Origin of the sequence: Paraburkholderia aromaticivorans (assembly GCF_002278075.1) — a bacterium.
In the GTDB taxonomy this organism is placed as follows: domain Bacteria; phylum Pseudomonadota; class Gammaproteobacteria; order Burkholderiales; family Burkholderiaceae; genus Paraburkholderia; species Paraburkholderia aromaticivorans.
In genome coordinates this window covers 2,254,029-2,273,276 of the sequence record NZ_CP022990.1, presented here as the reverse complement: position 1 = coordinate 2,273,276, position 19,248 = coordinate 2,254,029, and the positions used below count along the sequence as shown (strand labels likewise).

At 62.4% G+C, this 19,248-nt stretch carries 17 protein-coding genes; 11 read left to right on the top strand and 6 right to left on the bottom strand.

Going from position 1 to position 19,248, the window contains the following annotated elements; translation table 11 throughout:
- Positions 1-7: 7 nt before the first annotated feature.
- The 3 genes from CJU94_RS29785 to CJU94_RS29775 form a co-directional block, all read right to left on the bottom strand.
- A complete protein-coding gene (locus tag CJU94_RS29785) occupies positions 8-1,195 on the bottom strand; it encodes a lipid-transfer protein (protein WP_095422163.1) in 1,188 nt (395 codons plus the stop codon).
- 26 nt (positions 1,196-1,221) lie between these two features.
- Entirely contained in the window at positions 1,222-2,361 is a 1,140-nt protein-coding gene (locus tag CJU94_RS29780; RefSeq protein ID WP_007178916.1) for an acyl-CoA dehydrogenase family protein, read from the bottom strand.
- A 154-nt stretch (positions 2,362-2,515) separates the two neighbouring features.
- Positions 2,516-5,260, bottom strand: a complete 2,745-nt coding sequence (locus CJU94_RS29775; protein WP_095422162.1) for a winged helix-turn-helix domain-containing protein — start codon at positions 5,258-5,260, stop codon at positions 2,516-2,518.
- A gap of 310 nt (positions 5,261-5,570) precedes the next feature.
- Between CJU94_RS29775 and CJU94_RS29770 the strand changes: the two genes are divergently transcribed.
- Together CJU94_RS29770 and CJU94_RS29765 are read left to right on the top strand one after the other, a co-directional pair.
- Positions 5,571-6,590, top strand: coding sequence for an SGNH/GDSL hydrolase family protein (locus tag CJU94_RS29770; protein WP_095422161.1), 1,020 nt, complete (start codon positions 5,571-5,573; stop codon positions 6,588-6,590).
- Between the two features lie 185 nt (positions 6,591-6,775).
- Entirely contained in the window at positions 6,776-7,480 is a 705-nt protein-coding gene (locus CJU94_RS29765; RefSeq protein WP_095422853.1) for a hypothetical protein, read from the top strand.
- 39 nt (positions 7,481-7,519) lie between these two features.
- Here CJU94_RS29765 and CJU94_RS29760 read toward each other — a convergent pair whose 3' ends face one another.
- Positions 7,520-8,071 (bottom strand): cytochrome b, encoded by a 552-nt coding sequence (locus CJU94_RS29760; protein WP_095422160.1) that lies wholly within the window; start codon positions 8,069-8,071, stop codon positions 7,520-7,522.
- Positions 8,072-8,314: 243 nt separating this feature from the next.
- Here CJU94_RS29760 and CJU94_RS29755 point away from each other — a divergent pair, with 243 nt between their 5' ends.
- From CJU94_RS29755 to CJU94_RS29740, 4 genes are all read left to right on the top strand, one after another.
- On the top strand, positions 8,315-9,631 hold the full coding sequence (locus CJU94_RS29755; protein ID WP_095422159.1) for a PQQ-dependent sugar dehydrogenase: 1,317 nt from the start codon (positions 8,315-8,317) through the stop codon (positions 9,629-9,631).
- A gap of 270 nt (positions 9,632-9,901) precedes the next feature.
- Complete coding sequence (locus CJU94_RS29750) at positions 9,902-10,171, top strand: hypothetical protein (RefSeq protein WP_095422158.1); 270 nt, start codon at positions 9,902-9,904, stop codon at positions 10,169-10,171.
- A gap of 82 nt (positions 10,172-10,253) precedes the next feature.
- On the top strand, positions 10,254-10,994 hold the full coding sequence (locus tag CJU94_RS29745; protein ID WP_244221011.1) for a hypothetical protein: 741 nt from the start codon (positions 10,254-10,256) through the stop codon (positions 10,992-10,994).
- A 488-nt stretch (positions 10,995-11,482) separates the two neighbouring features.
- On the top strand, positions 11,483-11,833 hold the full coding sequence (locus CJU94_RS29740; RefSeq protein ID WP_095422157.1) for a DUF4148 domain-containing protein: 351 nt from the start codon (positions 11,483-11,485) through the stop codon (positions 11,831-11,833).
- Between the two features lie 90 nt (positions 11,834-11,923).
- On the opposite strand, the gene CJU94_RS29735 is transcribed toward CJU94_RS29740, so the two are convergent.
- The gene (locus CJU94_RS29735; RefSeq protein ID WP_095422156.1) at positions 11,924-12,169 is read right to left on the bottom strand and encodes a hypothetical protein; all 246 of its coding nucleotides are present in this window, start codon (positions 12,167-12,169) and stop codon (positions 11,924-11,926) included.
- A gap of 114 nt (positions 12,170-12,283) precedes the next feature.
- On the bottom strand, positions 12,284-12,673 hold the full coding sequence (locus CJU94_RS29730; RefSeq protein WP_095422155.1) for a hypothetical protein: 390 nt from the start codon (positions 12,671-12,673) through the stop codon (positions 12,284-12,286).
- A 430-nt stretch (positions 12,674-13,103) separates the two neighbouring features.
- Here CJU94_RS29730 and oxlT point away from each other — a divergent pair, with 430 nt between their 5' ends.
- The 5 genes from oxlT (at position 13,104) to CJU94_RS29705 (ending at position 19,122) form a co-directional block, all read left to right on the top strand.
- On the top strand, positions 13,104-14,435 hold the full coding sequence (gene oxlT, locus CJU94_RS29725; RefSeq protein WP_095422154.1) for an oxalate/formate MFS antiporter: 1,332 nt from the start codon (positions 13,104-13,106) through the stop codon (positions 14,433-14,435).
- Positions 14,436-14,503: 68 nt separating this feature from the next.
- Positions 14,504-16,246 (top strand): oxalyl-CoA decarboxylase, encoded by a 1,743-nt coding sequence (gene oxc, locus CJU94_RS29720; protein ID WP_095422153.1) that lies wholly within the window; start codon positions 14,504-14,506, stop codon positions 16,244-16,246.
- A 25-nt stretch (positions 16,247-16,271) separates the two neighbouring features.
- The gene (gene frc / locus CJU94_RS29715; RefSeq protein WP_095422152.1) at positions 16,272-17,522 is read left to right on the top strand and encodes a formyl-CoA transferase; all 1,251 of its coding nucleotides are present in this window, start codon (positions 16,272-16,274) and stop codon (positions 17,520-17,522) included.
- A 105-nt stretch (positions 17,523-17,627) separates the two neighbouring features.
- Complete coding sequence (locus CJU94_RS29710) at positions 17,628-18,059, top strand: PAS domain-containing protein (RefSeq protein ID WP_095422151.1); 432 nt, start codon at positions 17,628-17,630, stop codon at positions 18,057-18,059.
- 136 nt (positions 18,060-18,195) lie between these two features.
- Positions 18,196-19,122, top strand: coding sequence for a LysR family transcriptional regulator (locus CJU94_RS29705; RefSeq protein ID WP_095422150.1), 927 nt, complete (start codon positions 18,196-18,198; stop codon positions 19,120-19,122).
- Positions 19,123-19,248 lie beyond the last annotated feature (126 nt).

The following is a 19,248-nucleotide window of genomic DNA, read 5'->3' as shown; positions in this document are numbered from 1 at the left end:
CACGCGTTCAGTGCTTGCCGTACAACGTCACCACGCACGCGCCGCCAAGGCCGAGATTGTGCTGAAGCGCGAGTCTTGCGCCTTGCACCTGACGCTGGTCGGCGGTGCCGCGCAGCTGGTGGGTCAACTCGTAGCACTGCGCAAGGCCGGTCGCGCCCAACGGATGCCCCTTGGAAAGCAGGCCGCCAGACGGATTGACCACCACCTTGCCACCGTACGTGTTGTCGCCGTCGCTGACGAACTTCTCCGCGCCGCCCTCCGGACAGAAGCCGAGCGATTCGTAGCAGATGACTTCGTTGTGCGCGAAACAGTCGTGCAGTTCGCACACGTCGATGTCTTCCGGCCCGATACCGGCTTTCTCGTAGACCTTGTTCGCGGCCGAACGCGTCATGTGCGTGCCGACGTAGTTCAACATCGACGGCGGATCGAAGGACGCAGGCGGATCAGTGGTGAGCGACTGCGCAACGATCTGCACATCCGTGCGCAAGCCATGCTTCTTCGCGAACTTCTCGGAGACCAGGATTGCCGCCGCGCCGCCACAAGTGGGCGGACAGGCCATCAGACGCGTCATCACACCGGGCATCAGCACCGTGTCGTTCATCACGTCTTCGGTCGTGACCTGTTTGCGAAACAGCGCGAGCGGGTTGTTCGCCGCGTGGCGGCTCGCCTTGGCGCGCACCGCGGCGAAGGTTTCCATGCGCGTGCCGTAACGCTGCATATGCTCGCGTCCCGCGCCGCCGAACGTGCGTAACGCCTGCGGCAGATGCGCGAGGTCGGCGGTCAGGCCGTGCATGATCGGCACGAAGCGCGCGCGCGTCACCGGCCGGTCGTCCCAGTGCGATTTCAACGCACCGGCCTGCATCTGCTCGAAGCCGAGCGCGAGCACGCAGTCGGCGTCGCCGGTGGCAATCGCCTGGCGTGCGAGATAGAGCGCGGTCGAACCCGTCGAACAGTTGTTATTGACGTTGACGATCGGAATGCCCGTCATGCCCACTTCGTAGATCGCGGTCTGTCCGCACGTAGAGTCCCCGTAGACGTAGCCGGCGAACGCCTGCTGTACGAGGTCGTACGCAATGCCCGCATCGGCCAGCGCGCGGCGGGTCGCTTCGGCGCCCATTTCGGTGTAGCTCTGGCTCGCGCCGGGCTTGGCGAACTGGATCATGCCGACGCCCGCCACCAGTACTTTTTCGCTCATGATGCTGCCTCAAAAGGTAAGGGGACTTAAAGCTTGCGCGAGATCAGATCCCGCAGGACTTCGCTGGTCCCACCGAAAATGCGCGTGACGCGCATGTCGGCAAAAGCGCGAGCAATCGGATACTCCAGCATGTAGCCGTAACCGCCATGCAACTGCACCATTTCGTCGATGCACTTCCACATCGCTTCGGTCGCGAACAGCTTGGCGATGGCCGCTTCCTGCAGCGTGAGCTTGCGCTCCATATGCTCGCGTATGTAGTAGTCGACCAGCGTGCGGACCGCCACGGCTTGCGCCTTCACATCGGCCAGCTTGAATTTGGTGTTCTGGAAGTCCCACACGGTCTGATTGAAAGCGCGGCGGTCCTTCACGTATTGCAACGTCAGTTCGAGTTGCCGCTCCAGCTTCGCGGCGCAATACACCGCGATGATCAGGCGCTCCTGCGGCAGTTCTTCCATCAAATGGATGAAGCCGCCGTTCTCGTTGCCGATCAGGTTGCCTGCCGGTACGCGCACGTTGTCGAAGAAGAGTTCGGCGGTATCCGCCGCCGCCTGCCCCACTTTTTCGAGCTTGCGGCCGCGGCGGAAACCCGCGCGGTCGGTTTCAACCATGATGAGGCTCACGCCCTTCGCGCCCGCCGACGGGTCGGTCTTGCAAACCACCACCACCATGTCGCAGTTCAGGCCGTTGGAGATGAATGTCTTGCTGCCGTTGATGACGTAGTCGTCGCCGTCGCGCACCGCGGTAGTACGGATCGACTTCAGATCGGAGCCCGTGCCGGGTTCGGTCATCGCAATCGCAAGGATCTTTTCGCCGCGGCAAATGGGCGGCAACCAGTTGCGCTTCTGCTCCTCCGTGCCAAGGCGAACGATGTAGGGCGCGGTGATGTCGGAGTGCACGGAATAGCTGAAGCCCGATACGCCCGCACGGTGCAGCTCTTCGGCGACGATGGCCGAATGGCCGAAATCGCCGCCGCCGCCGCCGTACTCTTCCGGAACGGTCACACACAGCAGACCTTCCCGACCGGCCTTCAGCCAGGTCTCGCGATCGACGCAGCCGGCTTCGTCCCACTGCGCCTGCCGCGGCAGGCATTCCCGTTCGAAGAAACGCCGCGCGGTTTCACGCAGCATCTCGTGATCCTCGCGATAGACATTACGTTTGACTTCCACCGCACGCTCCTCATCGATTAAATGCGTTGGCAGCGCGGACCGGGTTGATCGGCCGGCTGCTTCCATGAACGCATTGTGCGTGGCGGGGGTGGGGAGCGAGCCTACCCCCGTGGAGTGGGGGCGGGTGGACAGATGGCTGCGAGCGGGAAGACGGCTAGCGCGCGCTCGCGTCGCGCATCTTTGCGACGGCGCCGTCACGCCCGGACACTTCCAGCTTCCTGTAGATGTTCTTGAGGTGCCACTTCACCGTATCGAGCGAAACGTCCATGACCCGCGCAATCTTCTTGTTCGGCAGCGCGAGCGCCAGCAGACCGAGCACCTCGTTTTCCCGTTCGCTGAGCGACTGGATCGGCACGTGCACCGCGGCCGTTTGCGGCGCGGCGGGCGCGGTTGCCTCGCCGGCGTCGATCAATCGCTGAGCATAGAAGCCAAGCACGGGATCGAAATCCTGTTCCAACGGCAGAGGGTCGAGAATTCGCCGATAGGGTCCGAGTTCGTCCAGCAGACTGCGCATCAGCCCGAGCCGGTGCCCCAGACGCAACGCCCCGACGAGATGCTCACGCGCCGCTCTCTCGTTGTGGCGCCCCTTCTCGGCAATCGACATCTGCACGCGCAACCCGGCGACGCGGCACCACCGCCCTCCGGCTTCCGACAGCGCACTGAGGGGTTTCAGCCGGCTCATCGCGCCGTCGAAGTCGTTCAGATGCAGGCACATGCGAATGCGCGCGAGATCGGCGCAGACGCTGATTTCCCACGCCGTGCTGCGCACCGCGCCGGCATAACGCGCCGCCAGCGCTTCGCAACGCAGCAAGGCCGCCTCGGCTTCGTCGAGACTGCCTTCCTCCAGCAGCCAGCGTGAGCGCAAACACAATGCGTTGGCGAGCAGGCGATCCACGCCATGACGCTTCGCGTAGTCTTCGAGTCGTTCGAGATAGTCGCGCGCCTCCAGCCGACGGCCCGCGAACCAGTGTGCGCCGGCGAGCACCACGAGCGCCCGCAGTACGGTGTCCGGAATCGACACGCGTTCGAGCACGTCGATGCGCGCGTCCAGCAGTCCGAGCGCGGCGTCGACATCGTTCAGTTCGTAAAGCGCCTCGCCAAGCAGCGCCGCGGCCATGCACGCAATGCCGACATAGGCCGGCCCTTGTTTCTCCGCCTCCGCCAGCACCTCGCAGAACACCCGCTCGGCGAGTAGCACCTGTCCCTCGGCGGCGTGCGTCATACCGCTCATGCAACGACCCAACAGGATGCCGCGCGGCGCGCCGCCATGCGGCGCCCCCTCCTCCAGCACCTTGCGCGCCTGTTCGTATTCGCCACGATGGATGAACATCCACGAGAGGATATTGCCGCGACCCGCACGGGTGAAATCGTCGGCATCCGCGGGAACGCGCTGCAGTTCCGGCAACAGCGCCACGACCGAATCCGTGTCGTCGCGCTGTAGCGCGAGGCCGCCGCGAAGCAGCGCGAGCGCGTAGCGCTGACGCGGGTCCGGCCGCTCGCTGCGCGACGCTATCTGCTGGATACTCTGCATCAGGGCATCGGTTTGCCCCGCATACATTTGCAGATAGGCGGTGATGACACGCAGATCGAAACGCCCCGCAATCTGCGCCGCGGGCAACCGGCGCACCAGGCCCGCAAGCTGCCGCAGTTCGCCGCGCGCGAGCAGGTCGTGCGCGCAACCTTCCACGAGGTCCGCGGCGGCCTGTGCGTTGTCTGCCAGCACGGCGTGATGCACGGCTTCGTCGACATAGCCTTGCACACTGAGCCACTGCCAGGCCGCGGCATGCAGTTCGCGCAGTTGCGCGGCCGGCAATCCGGCGACCCGGCGCTGCAGGACTTCGCGCAGCAGCGGATGCAGGCGGTACCAGGTTTCACCGTCCTGGCCGACACCAATCTGGGTGATGAACAGATTGTCGCCTTCCAGGCGGCTGAGTCGGGAGGCGACGTCTCCCACGGCGTCTAAAGGTTGCATCAAGCTGGCGCACAGGCGTGCGCAAAATCGTTCGCACAGCGCCGCGCGAGTGAGCAGAAGAAGGTCTTCGGGTGCGAGGCGCACCAGCACCTCGCGTTCGAAGTAGCGCGCGAAGGTCTCGGCATCACGCACCGTTGCAGGCGCGAACGCCGCGCCTTTGCGCGTCTTCAGGTCGATCGCGAACAATTGCAGACCCGCCGCCCAGCCGTCGGTCAGTTCGTGCACGACCTGCGCGTCCCGTTTTGCAATGTCGCCGAGTTGCTCGCGCAAGAACCGCTCTGACTCTTCGGGCGAAAAGCGCAGATCCTGCCGGTCGAGTTCCGTCGCCAGACCTTGCGAGCGCAGACGCGCCAGCGAGACGGGCAGCGCACGCCGTGAAGCCAGCACGACATGAAGCTGTGGTGGCGCGTAGTCGAGCAGCCAGCGCATGGCCTCGAGAATCCGGGCGTTCTGCAGGTAATGCACGTCGTCGAGCATCAGGACCAGTTCGCGCTTGCGGCGAGCGATACCGCGAACGAGCGTGATCACCCAGTGCTCGACCGCGGTCTCGTCGCTTTCACGGCCGACCAGTAACTCCGCTTCGCGCGCGATCGCCGGATCCACGCTGGCAAGGCTCGCGAGCAGGCCGTGGAAGAACGCGGTGAGGTCGTCGTCTTCCGGCGCGAGCGAAAGCCAGGCCACGTCGAAGTCCAGCGTCAACATGGCTTGCCTGAGGGCCAGCATCGTGCTGGTTTTGGCGCTGCCGGCCGGCCCCTGAATCACCACGCAACGCTGCCGCCGCGCTTCGAGCAGGCGCGCCATCAAGGCTTCGCGCGGCATCAGCTGGCGTGCCGCCCGAGGCGGAATCAATCTCGTGCCGGTTACGGGTTCGATTGCGAGTCTGGGGGAGACGCGTACGTCTACTGAACGTTCAATGGATTCGGACATGCTGGGAAAACTGAGAGGCCGGATGGCGTGAGAAAAGGCTCGCGGCAGGTGCCGTCACGACGGAACGCGTGTTGCCCCGAGTATAGAAGTGCGACGCCGCGCTGCCGGGCAATTTGGCGCTCACCCACCCGATTCGGGTGGGTAGAAGGGCGCAAACGCCGGCCACCCCTGATGTGACAGGTGAACCGGCCCCAAACAGCAATACGCGGCGGCGCATGCTTCTTGCTTCGGGAGTGTCCTTGCCGGGAAGGCGACGCGCGATCATCCCGCACCGTGGCCGCACCTCCCCGCCAGTTCAGGGAGAGTCGTTATGCGAGGAATCAATGACACGGTACGCTCTGCAATTTTTGCCGTGGCGGTGTGCCTGCTTTCGGCATGCGGTGGTCACGAAGGCGGTTCAAGTGGCGGCAGCGCGGCGACTCCGGCAGGCGGCGTCAATCTGCAAGTCGTCTCGTTCGGCGACAGCCTGTCGGACGTCGGAACCTATGCACCGATCGCCGGCGCGGTGGGTGGAGGGCGTTTCACGACCAATCCAGGACAGGTGTGGACTCAGAATGTCGCGCAATACTACGGCGACACGCTAAACGTTGCGTACACCATCGACATCACGCATAAACTCAGCGCCAAGGGCGGTCTCGGGTATGCGGAAGGGGGCGCCACGGTGGCGACGCCGGCAAACCAGTCCGATTTTCTGACCAGCGTGATCGGCAACATTGAAATGCCTGTCAATCAGCAGGTTTCGAGCTATCTGGCCGCTCATGGGAGCTTTAACTCGAATCAGCTGGTGCTCGTGTGGGCCGGCGCGAACGATGTGCTCCGCGCCGGAGCGCCGCCGGCGGCGGCTCAGACGGTCGAAACGGCGGCTGCCACCCTCGCTCAGGTGATCGGGCAGATCGTCCAGAACGGCGCCACTCATGTCGTGGTGGTCAATGTGCCGAACATCGGACTGTCGCCGCATGGTCTTGCCTCATCCGATGGCGGAGCGAACTTGACCCAGTTATCGCAACTGTTCAACAGCAGCCTGAACGCCGCATTGCAGACCAATGGCCTGCAGGGCAAGGTCATCCAGATCGATTCCTATACCTGGTTGAACGGAATCATGGCGAACTTTCAGGCCAATGGCTTCGCCGTATCGAACACCAGTGTCGCCTGCGACCCCAAGAAAACACCCGATGCCACGGCACTGCTGTGCTCGCCGCCAACCTACGCGAGCTCCAACGCGGACCAGACGTATATGTTTGCCGACGACCTTCATCCGACGACGCGCCTGCATACGCTTTTTGCGCAATACGTGGAGCACCAGATCGCCGCCAGCGGCCTCGGGCACTGAACCCGCAGTCCACACAAGGTGTCGTTGCGATGAGCGCGGAGGAAAGTCTCGTCCAGTTCCTTGCTCCGGTGTGCGGGACGCCATTGGCCGCGAGGGGCCGTTCCGGGCCGATGGGCGCCGAGCGCACCCCCAGCGTATCGTTACAATGGACGCATGACTCCCTGTGACAGCATCAAGTGCCGGACATACTGACTTCCTATTTCTGGAGCGGCGACGCCATTCGCAGTCGGCGCGTGAGTGACGTCGTGCTGTCAGGCTCGCTCGACGTGCCTGTGCCTCCTGTGCGTCTGCTTGCCGATTGGGAAAGGGAAATAGCGTCTCACATGGTCCTGGAACCCGGTGACGTCGAACCGATGCCTCTGGCGCGAGCGCGGGCGCGCTGGCCGGATTACCGGCGCTGCGTGCAGGCCGCGTCCGATTGGACGTCCGCGCGAGGACTGCGCGCGGTGCTCGCCTCCAGTGACGTCGCCCTCATGGCCTGCCGCGGCGCGAGGTATCACCATGACGCCGAGCAATACGGCAGCGCGGCCTTTTGCAATCTCTTCATGAGCGAGGACAAGGGGCTCGATCTGCACTTTCCCGCTTTGGGCCGGCGCATTCCGCTGACCCGGGGCACGGTCGTCATATTCGATACTGGCCAGCCCCATGGCGTCATTCAGCGCGGCAGCAGCCGTTTTGATGTGGCGGACTTTGCGCCAGATCAGGATTGCATCCAGATATTCCTGACCTGGGAATTGCCCATTGAAGACGCCCACGTTGCGCAGGCCCTGGGAATTGCCTTCGACACCGCGCCTTCCACCTCGTTGCAACTGGACGCGGAACAGGTCCGGCTGAACGGAGAACCCGCCATTGTGTGCCCCGAGTCCGGCCGCTGGTGCCGGGTTGACTGATCGTCGGGGCTAGCGCTCACTGGTTTCGCGCGGAATTGCTCAAGGCCCTGAGCGGGGCAGCATCCGCTGCAAAACGTGGTCTCGCAGAACAAAGCGATGGAACAGCGCAGCGGCCACATGCAGCGCAATCAGCGCGAACAGCACCCAGGCGAGAACGCCGTGCACATCGCCCATCTCGTGGCCGAAATCCGAGCCCGGCTCGCTCAGTGCCGGATACGGCACGAGGCCCAGCAAGCGGATCGTCCAGCCACGTGAGGATGCATTGATCCAGCCGAGCAGCGGCACCAGCACCAGCGCGGCGTAAAGCAGAAAATGCGTGATGCGCGAGACGACGCTCAACAGCGGCGGCAACTCGTCCGGCGTGGGCCAGTGAGTCAATCGCCAGATTACCCGGATCACCATGACGGCGATCAGCGCCGAGCCAACGCCTAGATGCCAGGCAATCAGGCCGACGGGCTGCGTATCCTTGTGTATATCCGGCATGGTCCAGCCGATCACGAACTGCATCGCGATCAGCAGGACAGTGAGCCAGTGGAGCGTGCGTGCCACTCCGTCATAAGCCGGACCCGTACTTTGCTGGATTTTAGCCACTCCCTCTCCTTAATGTTTCAGTACCGCATTAAATTGATAAAACGCGCGGCCGGGATCGCGCGGCACGACTGCCGGCACACATATCCCGTCCATTTTAAACAATGCTAACGGCCTCACCTTAAGGAAACCTGACGCTGCGCGCAGCCGCCAACCGCCCAATGCCACGGACGATCGCTTCATAGGCAAGCTTCTTGCTGATCCGTTGTCAGCATCATCGACCAACGCTTATCACCGAGAGCAAAAATGCGCCTGCCCAGCCGTCTGGTAGCTTCACTGGTTTTACCGCTGGCCGCATGTGCGATCGGCCCGTCAAGTATAGGCGATAGCGGTTTCGGTACCTCGCCGGCTATTCCGGCGCCGCACTCGGCGCTGATTCCGATGATCAATATCGCACCCGTTCAGGCGCGCCCTGCGGGTTTTATGCCCACCGCTTCCGAGGGCTTCGCCGTCACTCAGTTCGCCGGCGGCCTCGCGCACCCGCGCTGGCTTTACACGCTGCCCAACGGTGACGTGCTGGTGGCGGAAAGCGATGCACCCGCGGAACACGACGAAGGCAGCGGCATCTACGGCTGGGCCAGACGGCAGGTGATGAAGCGCGCGGGCGCGGGCGTGCCGAGTCCCGACCGCATCGTGCTATTACGCGACGCGAACAACACCGGCGCCGCCCAGATGCAGACCGTGTTTCTCCGCGGTCTGCACTCGCCGTTCGGCATGGCGCTCATTGGCAACGAACTCTACGTTGCCGATACAGACGCTCTGGTGCGTTTCGAGTACGTCAAAGGCGCCACGCAGATCACCAGCCCCGGAGTCAAGGTTGCCGATTTGCCAGCCGGTCCGATCAACCACCACTGGACAAAAAATATTCTCGCCGACCACTCGGGCAAGCACCTCTACATCACAGTGGGATCGAATAGCAACGCGGGCGAAAACGGTATCGACGCCGAAGAAGGCCGTGCCCGCATCCTCGAATTCGACGTGGCCACCGCCCGCCTGCGCCCGTATGCGACAGGGTTGCGCAATCCTAACGGTCTCTCGTGGCAACCGGACAGCGGCGCATTGTGGACGGCCGTCAATGAGCGGGACGATCTGGGCAACAATCTCGTACCGGACTATATGACCGCAGTGAAAGACGGAGCGTTCTATGGCTTTCCGTACAGCTACTACGGCCAGCATGTCGACCTGCGAGTCGAACCTCAACGCCCCGATCGGGTCGCTACGGCCACCGCACCGGACTATGCGCTCGGCAATCATACGGCTTCGTTAGGTCTGGTCTTTTACGACCGAACGCTGTTTCCCCAGCACTATCGGGGCGGCGCGTTCATCGGCCAGCACGGATCGTGGAACCGCAAGCCGCACACCGGTTACAAGGTCGTGTTCGTGCCTTTTTTCGATGGAAGACCTGCTGGCGCCCCCGAGGATTTTCTAGACGGCTTTCTCACGCCGGATGGCCACGCCGTGGGGCGACCGGTCGGCGTCGCACTGGATGCGCACGGCGCACTGCTCGTGGCGGACGACGTGGGCAACACCGTCTGGCGAGTCGTCCCGCGCAGCAGCATGTAACGGACTGTGGCAAGACGGGTATCGCGACCGTTCCCGTCGTTCAGATGTGTTCGATTGGCGGTCCGATCGCGCCATCCATGTCGAACCAGTTGATCCTGGTCAACCGACTCGCGTGCCCAAGGCGCCAAATAGGCAGTGTTGACGTCATCTGACTGTCTGCATGCCTTGTCCCAGTATCGGAGCCGCGATCCGTTTTTGCAATGGCCGTCAATCCGCGGCCGCGGCCGACAGGGCTTTTCCTCGACACGTTGATCTTCTGGAGATACCAGCATGAAAAGGCTATTCCCGGCCCTATTGATTGCACTGGCGACGGTTGGCACGACTCAGGCTTGGGCCCAAAGCGCCGCATCGTCCAGCGCACAGGGCACTCAATCCAGCGATGCCATTGTGCGGATGAGAAGTGAAATCCGCACCGCGAATGAGACTTACCGGGCGAGAGTCCGTGCGGCGAACCAAGCCCGAGATCGTGAAGTTGCCAAGGCCCAAGCCGAGCGGACCAAGGCCATCGAGGCCGCGCAGTCCGGAGGAGGCAATAGTTGAAGCGCCTTGACGCCGGCTTCGGCGTAATCCAGAGCCGGCTGTTTTTATCGCGCGCCTTCTCGTTCAAGTCAACGGAGTTCATGTGGAAGAGCGGATACAGCATCTCTTAGCCCAGATCAGCGCCCTTCAATCTGAACTGCGGACAGAACTGCATCAACGGGAAATCAAGCTTTTTTACCGGATCACCGGTAAGCACATCGAATTCGACGAAGCGGTTGGCAAGGTCCATCGGGAATTGAAAGTGGACCTTGTTAGCTGGATGCTCTCCAGTCGGCCACAGAACTTCCTCGCGGCGCCGTTTGTTTATGGGCTCGTCTTCCCATTGGTGTTTCTGGATATCTGCATCTCGATCTACCAGGCAATCTGTTTCCCGATCTACGGCATCGCCAAAGTCAAACGGGCGGACTACATCGTGATGGATCGCTGGCAGCTGCGCTATCTGAACTTTATGGAACGATTCCACTGCGCCTACTGTGAATATGCGAACGGCCTCATTGCCTACGCGTCGGAGATCGCCGCGCGCACTGAGCAATACTGGTGTCCCATCAAACTCGCTCGCAAGGTGTTAGGCACACATGCGAGGTATGAACGATTTCTGATGTATGGCGAAGCGGCGCGCTATCAGGCGCATCTTGCAGTTTCGATGCACTGCGCAAGCAGGAATAGGTCCGCGAGGACTTGTCCGTTGAATTGCACTGCTGGCGAAAAGCCACTCCGCTCTCTGGAGGTTCAGAGCACTTCGAGACCGCCGTCCTCAATGAGATCGTGGTGCACCGCGTATCGGCCACGCCGTGGGCAAACTGATCGGCCATTGCAACACTGACGTAGGTGCCTCCCGGCCGACCTTTCTGGCCACGTCGACGGACTCCGTGGCAGAGCAGTTTTCCGTGATACACCCGGATGCCCCGGCTTTGAATGCACGAACCGCACAGGATTACTTTGCGTGCATCGTTACGACGAGAATGCGCCCTTCTATTTCTTCAGACGCCGCCGCAGTGGTTGACAGAAATGGCAAGCGGCCTGGACGGACAAAGGAAAGCGCTTGATGATGCAGTCGCCATCATAACGGCGTTTCGTTCGACTGCCGCGGTGATCCATAACCACGGCCGGACAACGCTTCAGCGCTTTCTGTCAATCTTGTAATCAACCGGTGGGTATCACGTCACCTTCAATGTCGCAATATAGATCCCAGACGCTCACGGAGCAAAGCCCAGAGCGCCTCTCTCCGGTGACGTGTGCCATATGCAGTTCCAGGTATTCTCGCAAGATTCTCGCCGATTAAATATCGCATTTATTTAGGAGTATCAAATCATGAAGAAAGCCATCGTTTGTCTCGCCCTCGCTGCAAGCGCCTTGTCCGCTCCGATGTTCGCTTTCGCGCAATCGAATGCGCCCGTGACGCGCGCGGAAGTTCGCAGTGATCTCGTCCGGATCGAACAGGCTGGCTATAACCCGGCCCAACGCGACGACGCCAACTATCCGGCCGACATCCAGGCCGCGGAAGCCAAGGTAGCGGCGCAAACCAGCCAGCAGCAGGCTACGCAGGGCTATGGTGGGGTGGCGCACGACGGCACTTCGTCCTCAGGTGCGCCCGCGCATATGGCGATGCATTCCGGCTGCGTTGGTCCGGCCAGCTTCTGTACACCGTACTTCGGCAGCTGAATGGCACGCCTTCAGGTCCCGCGTCGCGGCAGCGCGCACGGGACCTGGCTTGATTCTGGAACCCCTGGGTGATGCGGTCCAATTGCGGCGTCACGGAATGACGAATGCAGTTCTACGTCGACCGACGCCAGCGGACGCCTCGTCTGCTGCATGCTGACGATAGACTTCGAGCGTGAGCGCCTGCCCGCCGTGCGACAGAAACGTCGCGTCCCCTTCGGCAGAGCCATAGGCGGATTCGGCCAAAAGCGCGGACGTTGATGTCTCGTATTCCGCCGCCGCGTCGTCCCAGGACGAGCCTGCGGCCGGCAATCGCGCAAGCTCGACCGCGTCGAGCATAGCGTTACTCCTCCACCCCCGAACGGCGACATGATGTGCGCCACATTCTTCGCGGATGTTCAAGAGCGACGCGAACGCATCCCCGCAGGAACGCGTGCATGCCGCACACCGCTTCTACACACCTGCCAATGCCGGCAGCTCTATCGCAAACGAAACGCGCTCGCGTCGGCTACCGACCTCCGACTGATGCGCCACGTGCGTCGAACGCGACGCGCCTTCGACGCGTTTTGGCAAAGGCGCGGGATACCGCGCGCTCTTCTTTTCGAGAATGGCCCGGCTCAGAAACTCAGCACTATAGGCCTTCAGCAAGTGCCCATGATGTGCTTCGATATACGCGGAGATCTGCGCCTGTTCGCCGTCGATCATGGCCAGCAATGCCAGCGTATGCACATCCCAGCGAAAGCGCAGGCCGAGTTCGTCGAAAGCGGCGTTATAGGCGCACAGTTGCGCTTCGATTTCAGTGTCGTGCGCGCTGTCGGCAGCATTGAATTGGGTGGTGTTCATGGTGTTCTCCTTCAGGCAGGTAGCACGACGAAGAGTAGAAGCGCGCACGAATAAACAACAGTTAAAGTTATTTCAAAAAACAATAGCCTTTTGTTTATATATTGGTTTACCCCAACCCCACGAACGGCGACGAAATCTTCGCGCCCGGTGAACGGATTGCGGCGCTCAGCGCCCTATGGATAAGGGTTTCAACCCATCCATTAGGAATGCCTAATGCAAACCATAAAATGTTTTAACTTTCCCTTATTGCTGTTCTCGCGCAGCATCTTCTCAACGTGCTGCACCTGCGGGTTAGGGTTTTCGTTAGTGCAGTGCCTTCTGGCCGACCATTGGCGCTTCGCAGCCCGCAAACCAACCGGCGAAGAAGCGATTCGATCATGTAAGTCCAGCGTGCCGTTCGAGCGCGTCGGAAGAGACAGGAGACGGAGACATGGGACATTCCGACGTATCGGACAGAGGCCGTACCGCGTTCACGCATCACCGCTGGGTGCAACTCGCCATCGGTATCGTCTGCATGGGACTCGTCGCGAATCTGCAATATGCGTGGACGCTGTTCGTCGTACCGATGGACAACGCCCACCATTGGGGACAAGCGGCGATCCAGAGCGCGTTCACGATCTTCATCGTGACCGAAACGTGGCTCGTGCCTGTGGAAGGCTGGCTCGTCGACAAGTTCGGGCCGCGCCCCGTCGTGATCGGCGGCTCGGTGTGCGTGGCGCTCGGCTGGATCATCGACGCGCACGCCAGCAGTCTGGCCGCGCTGTACGTTGCAGCGGTCATTGCTGGCATCGGCGCGGGCTGCGTGTATGGCACGTGCGTCGGCACGGCGCTGAAATGGTTTCCGGACAAACGCGGTCTCGCGGCGGGGTTGACCGCGGCGGGTTTCGGCGCTGGCGCAGCCGTCACCGTGATTCCGATCGCCGACATGATTCAGCGTTCGGGCTACGAGCATACGTTCATGTTCTTCGGCATTTTCCAGGGAGTTTGCATCCTGTTGCTCGCCACCATGCTGATACGGCCGAAGCCGCCCGCCACCGCAGTCGTGGCTAAACGCTTGGTGGCAAGCAAGATCGACTACACACCCGGCGAAATGATCCGTTCCCCGCTCTTCTGGGTGCTGTATCTGATGTTCGTATTCGTCGCGGCCGGCGGCATCATTGCGACCGCGCAGCTCGGGCCGATCGCGAAGGAATTCGGCTTCGCCAAACTGCCGGTCAGCCTCATGGGTATCACGCTGCCGCTGCTCACCATGACGCTCTCGATCGACAACCTGTGTAACGGCTTCACGCGTCCCCTGTGCGGCTTTCTGTCGGACCGGATCGGCCGCGAGAACACGATGTTCATGATCTTTCTCGGCGAAGGCGTCGCGCTGCTGGGATTGATGCAGTTCGGCCACAACCCGTACGCCTTCATGTTCTTCGCAGCCGCCGTCTTTCTGTGCTGGGGCGAGATCTTCTCGATCTTTCCCGCCACCTGCGCCGACACGTTCGGCAGCAAATACGCCGCGGCCAACGCCGGAACGCTTTATACGGCGAAGGGCACCGCTTCGATGCTGGTGCCGATCGCCTCGGTGTTATCGGCTAACGGCGGGTGGAGCACGGTGTTCATCTCGGCTGCCGTCGTGTCGATCGCGGCAGCCGTGTCCGCGAAGTTCATCCTCGCCCCCATGAGAAAGCGCTGGATCGAGAACTCGGGCGCGCGAGCCGGCGTGGTTATCGCCGAACCGCGGCTGCAGCCGTCATCCGGCGGCTCGCCCGAATGAATAACTGAGAACGCGGGCGCCCAGCTCGCGACACACCCCATAAAGCCCCGCCTACAAGGAGAGATGTCATGGCAGAAGCCGACCAGCCCACAACAGACGATACGTTGAAACAGCAGGCGACCGAAACGACCGATGGATTCCATCTCGTCATCGACGCGCTGAAGCTGAACGACATCGACACCATTTTCGGTTTGGTCGGCATTCCGATCACCGACCTCGCGCGGCTTGCACAAGCGCAGGGAATGCGTTTCATCGGCTTTCGCCATGAGCAGCACGCGGGCAACGCGGCGGCCATTTCCGGTTACATGACGCAGAAGCCGGGGATCTGCCTGACGGTTTCGGCGCCGGGCTTTCTGAATGGCCTCACCGCCCTCGCCAACGCGACCACCAACTGCTTCCCGATGATCCTCATCAGCGGTTCGAGCGAGCGCGAAATCGTCGACCTGCAGCAGGGCGATTACGAGGAAATGGATCAGTTGAACGCGGCCAAGCCTTACGCCAAGGCCGCGTATCGCGTGCTGCATGCCGAAGACATCGGCATCGGCGTGGCGCGGGCGATTCGCGCCGCCGTCTCGGGGCGCCCCGGTGGCGTGTATCTGGACTTGCCCGCCAAGCTGCTCGCGCAAACGCTGGACGCCGTGAAAGCGCAACAGTCGCTGGTGCGAGTCGTCGACGCGGCGCCGCGCCAGTTGCCGGCGCCCGAATCGGTCAAGCGCGCAATCGATGTGCTCAAGAGCGCCAAACGGCCGCTGATTCTGCTCGGCAAGGGCGCCGCGTACGCGCAGGCCGACGCGGAGATTCGCGCGTTCGTCGAAGAAAGCGGCATTCCGTATCTGCCCATGTCGATGGCCAAAGGCCTGCTGCCCGACACGCACGAGCAGTCGGCTTCGGCGGCGCGCTCGTTCGTGCTGCAGGAAGCCGACGTCGTCGTACTGATCGGCGCGCGTCTGAACTGGCTGCTGTCGCATGGCAAGGGCAAGACGTGGGGCGCGGCGCCGAAGCAGTTCGTGCAGGTGGACATTTCGCCGACCGAAATCGACAGCAACGTGGCGATCGCCGCGCCGGTGATCGGCGATATCGGCTCGTGCGTAGCGGCGCTTCGTGCCGGCATCCATGCGGGCTTCACGAAGCCGAGCGCGGAATGGACCGGCGCGATCGCGGAGCGCAAGAACAGGAATCTCGCCAAGATGGCCGCGACGCTCGACAAGAACCCGTCGCCGATGAATTTCCACAGCGCATTGCGCGCGATCCGCGATGTGCTGAAAACGCGCCCGGACATCAACGTGGTCAATGAAGGCGCGAATACGCTCGACTACGCGCGCAGCATTATCGACATGTACGAGCCGCGCAAACGCTTCGATTCAGGCACGTGGGGAATCATGGGCATCGGCATGGGCTTCGCGATCGGCGCGGCGGTCACGAGCGGCAAACCGGTCGTCGCGATCGAAGGCGACAGCGCATTCGGCTTCAGCGGCATGGAACTCGAAACCATCTGCCGTTACGACTTGCCGGTGTGCACGATCGTGTTCAACAACAACGGCGTGTACCGCGGCACAGATGTCAATCCGACCGGCGGCAAGGACGTCGCGCCGACCGTGTTCGTGAAGAACGCGCGCTACGACAAGATGATCGAGGCATTCGGCGGCATCGGCTATCACGCGACCACGCCGGAAGAACTGACGAAGGCGCTGCTCGAAGCGATCGCCTCGGGCAAGCCGAGCCTCATCAATGCGGTGATCGACGAAGCGGCGGGCACCGAAAGCGGTCGACTGACCAATCTGAATCCGCAAAGCGCGGCAATGAAAAAGTAATCTGGGCAACCACGGAGATTTCAACATGACCAAACCTCTCGAAGGCATCAGGATCATCGACTTCACCCACGTTCAAGCCGGTCCCGCCTGCACCCAGTTACTCGCCTGGTTCGGCGCGGACGTCATCAAGGTTGAACGGCCGGGTTCTGGGGACGTGACACGGAACCAGTTGCGCGATATCCCCGACGCCGACGCGCTGTACTTCACGATGCTCAACAGCAACAAGAAGTCGCTGACGTTGGACACGAAGAAGCCGGAAGGCAAGGAAGTACTCGAGAAGCTGATCCGCGAGTCGGACGTGCTGGTGGAAAACTTTGGCCCGGGCGCGTTGGACCGGATGGGCTTTTCGTGGGAACGGCTGAACGAACTCAATCCGAAGATGATCGTCGCCTCGGTGAAGGGCTTCAGCGATGGTCACCACTACGACGACCTGAAGGTCTACGAAAACGTGGCGCAATGCGCGGGCGGCGCGGCCTCCACCACCGGCTTCTGGGACGGTCCGCCGACCATCAGCGCCGCGGCGCTCGGCGACAGCAACACCGGTATGCATCTGGCCATCGGCATTCTGACCGCGCTGCTGGGCCGCGACAAAACCGGCAAAGGCCAGAAGGTCGCGGTCTCGATGCAGGATAGCGTGCTGAATCTGTGCCGCGTGAAGCTTCGTGACCAGCAGCGGCTGGAGCGCGTCGGTTATCTCGAGGAATATCCGCAATATCCGCACGGCGAATTCAGCGACGTGGTGCCGCGCGGTGGCAATGCGGGCGGCGGCGGTCAGCCGGGCTGGGTGCTCAAGTGCAAGGGCTGGGAAACGGATCCGAACGCCTACATCTACTTCACGATTCAGGGGCATGCATGGGAGCCGATTTGCAAAGCGCTCGGCAAGCCGGAATGGATCGACGATCCGGCCTATAAAACCGCGGAAGCCCGTCAACCGCACATCTTCGATATCTTCCAGACCATCGAAGCGTGGCTCGCCGACAAGACCAAATTCGAAGCGGTCGACATCTTGCGCAAGTTCGACATTCCGTGCGCTCCGGTGCTGACCATGAAAGAACTGGCCAACGATCCGTCGTTGCGCGCAAGCGGCACGATCGTCGAAGTGCCGCACAAGAAACGCGGCACGTATCTGACCGTCGGCAGCCCGATCAAGTTTTCGGATCTGAAGCCGGAAGTCACCGCGTCGCCGCTGCTCGGCGAACACACCGACGAAGTCCTGGCCAGCCTCGGCTATAACCAGCAGCAAATCTTCAACCTGCGCGAAGTCAAAGCGGTTTGACGGTGCCGGGAGCGCCCGGCCATCGGCTCGGGCTTGCGGATACGGTGCCGCTCGCGGTGCCGTATCCTGTTCACGCATCCGTGTTTGTCACTTTCGGGGAGCGCCATGCCAAATGCCATCGACTTCGAGCAACTTGCCAATGCAATCGGCGACGCGATCGTCATTTCCGATGCCCAGGGCAGCATCACCTTCTGGAACCCCGCGGCCGAACGCATGTTCGGCTTTTCGCAAGACGAGGCGCTCGGCAATTCGCTGGATCTGATCATTCCGGAACGGCTGCGGGGCCGCCACTGGGACGGCTACCACAAGACCATGGCGACGGGCGAAACCCGCTATGGCAACGACGTGCTGCGTGTTCCGGCCTTGCATAAAGACGGACGGTCGATGTCGATTGCCTTCACGGTCGCGTTGCTGCATTCACCGCAAAACGCGCTCACCGGTATCGTCGCCGTGATCCGTGACGAAACCAGCCGCTTCCAGGAGGATCGCCTGCTGCGCAAGCGGCTTGCGGAACTGGAGGCGTCCGCTGGCGCGTGAGCGGCGCGCTTTCACCCGTATTCCGATACCCCACAGGGGCCTACGCCAGTACCGGCCCCCCTGTCCCGCCGCCGTCCTTCGTCCACGCTGTAGACTCTGCCGAATCCCGTTCTTCATCACTCCCGGATCAGGCAACATGGACCGCATCGACGCAATGAAGGTGTTCGTCGCCACGCTCGACGCGGGGAGTCTCGTCGGCGCGAGCCGTCGGCTCGGCCGCTCGCCCGCCGCGGTGAGCCGGGCTATCGCGTTCCTCGAAGAACATGTCGGGACGGCCCTGCTGCATCGTACGACGCGCACGATCAAACTGAGCGAAGCCGGCGAACGGTATGCCGCCGCTTGCCGTCGCATTCTCACCGACCTCGAGGAAGCCGATCTGCTGATCGCCGGCGAGCGCTCCGCACCGCGCGGGCTGCTCACGATCACCGCGCCGGTGGCGGCCGGCCAGGACATGTTGCGGGCGATCATCGACGATTTCATCGATCACTATCCGGCCGTCTCGGTCCGCCTGGATATGCTCGACCGCCCGGTGAGCCTGATCGACGAAGGCATGGACGTGGCGCTGCGCATCGCCCACCTGCCGGATTCGACGCTCGTGGCGATCCCGGTCGGCGAAACGCGGCGCGTCGTTACCGCATCGCCCGGCTACCTGGCCAAGCACCCGCCTATCGCCGAACCGGCCGATCTCGCCCAGCATCAGATCATCTCCATGACCCATTTCGGCCTGGATTCGTGGAGCTTTCCGCCGCCGCACGGCTCGACGATTCCGCGCGTCGTCCAGTTCACGCCGCGCTTCATCGTCAACAGTATTCAGGCGGCCGTGGCTTCAGCCGTTGCGGGACACGGCGTCACACGCATGTTTTCGTATCACGTGGCCGAACAGGTCGGGGAAGGGGCACTCGAGATCGTCCTGAGCGAGAACGAACCCGCCCCGTTGCCAATCCACCTGCTGACGCCACAGGGCCGCCTCGCCGTTCCCAAGGTGCGCGCCTTCGTCGATTTCGCGGCGCCGCGCCTGCGCCGGCACTTCACGCAATCCCAGCGGATCACGACACGCAATTGAATCGCTTGGCGCAAGAATGTCTGCCGATCCGCGTAGATTCTCTCTATGGCCGGTTCAATCTAGACTCTATCCATCGAGATCGCGCAGGTCGCGCCTTCGGGCCGTACCGGCGAATTCGCTGACACG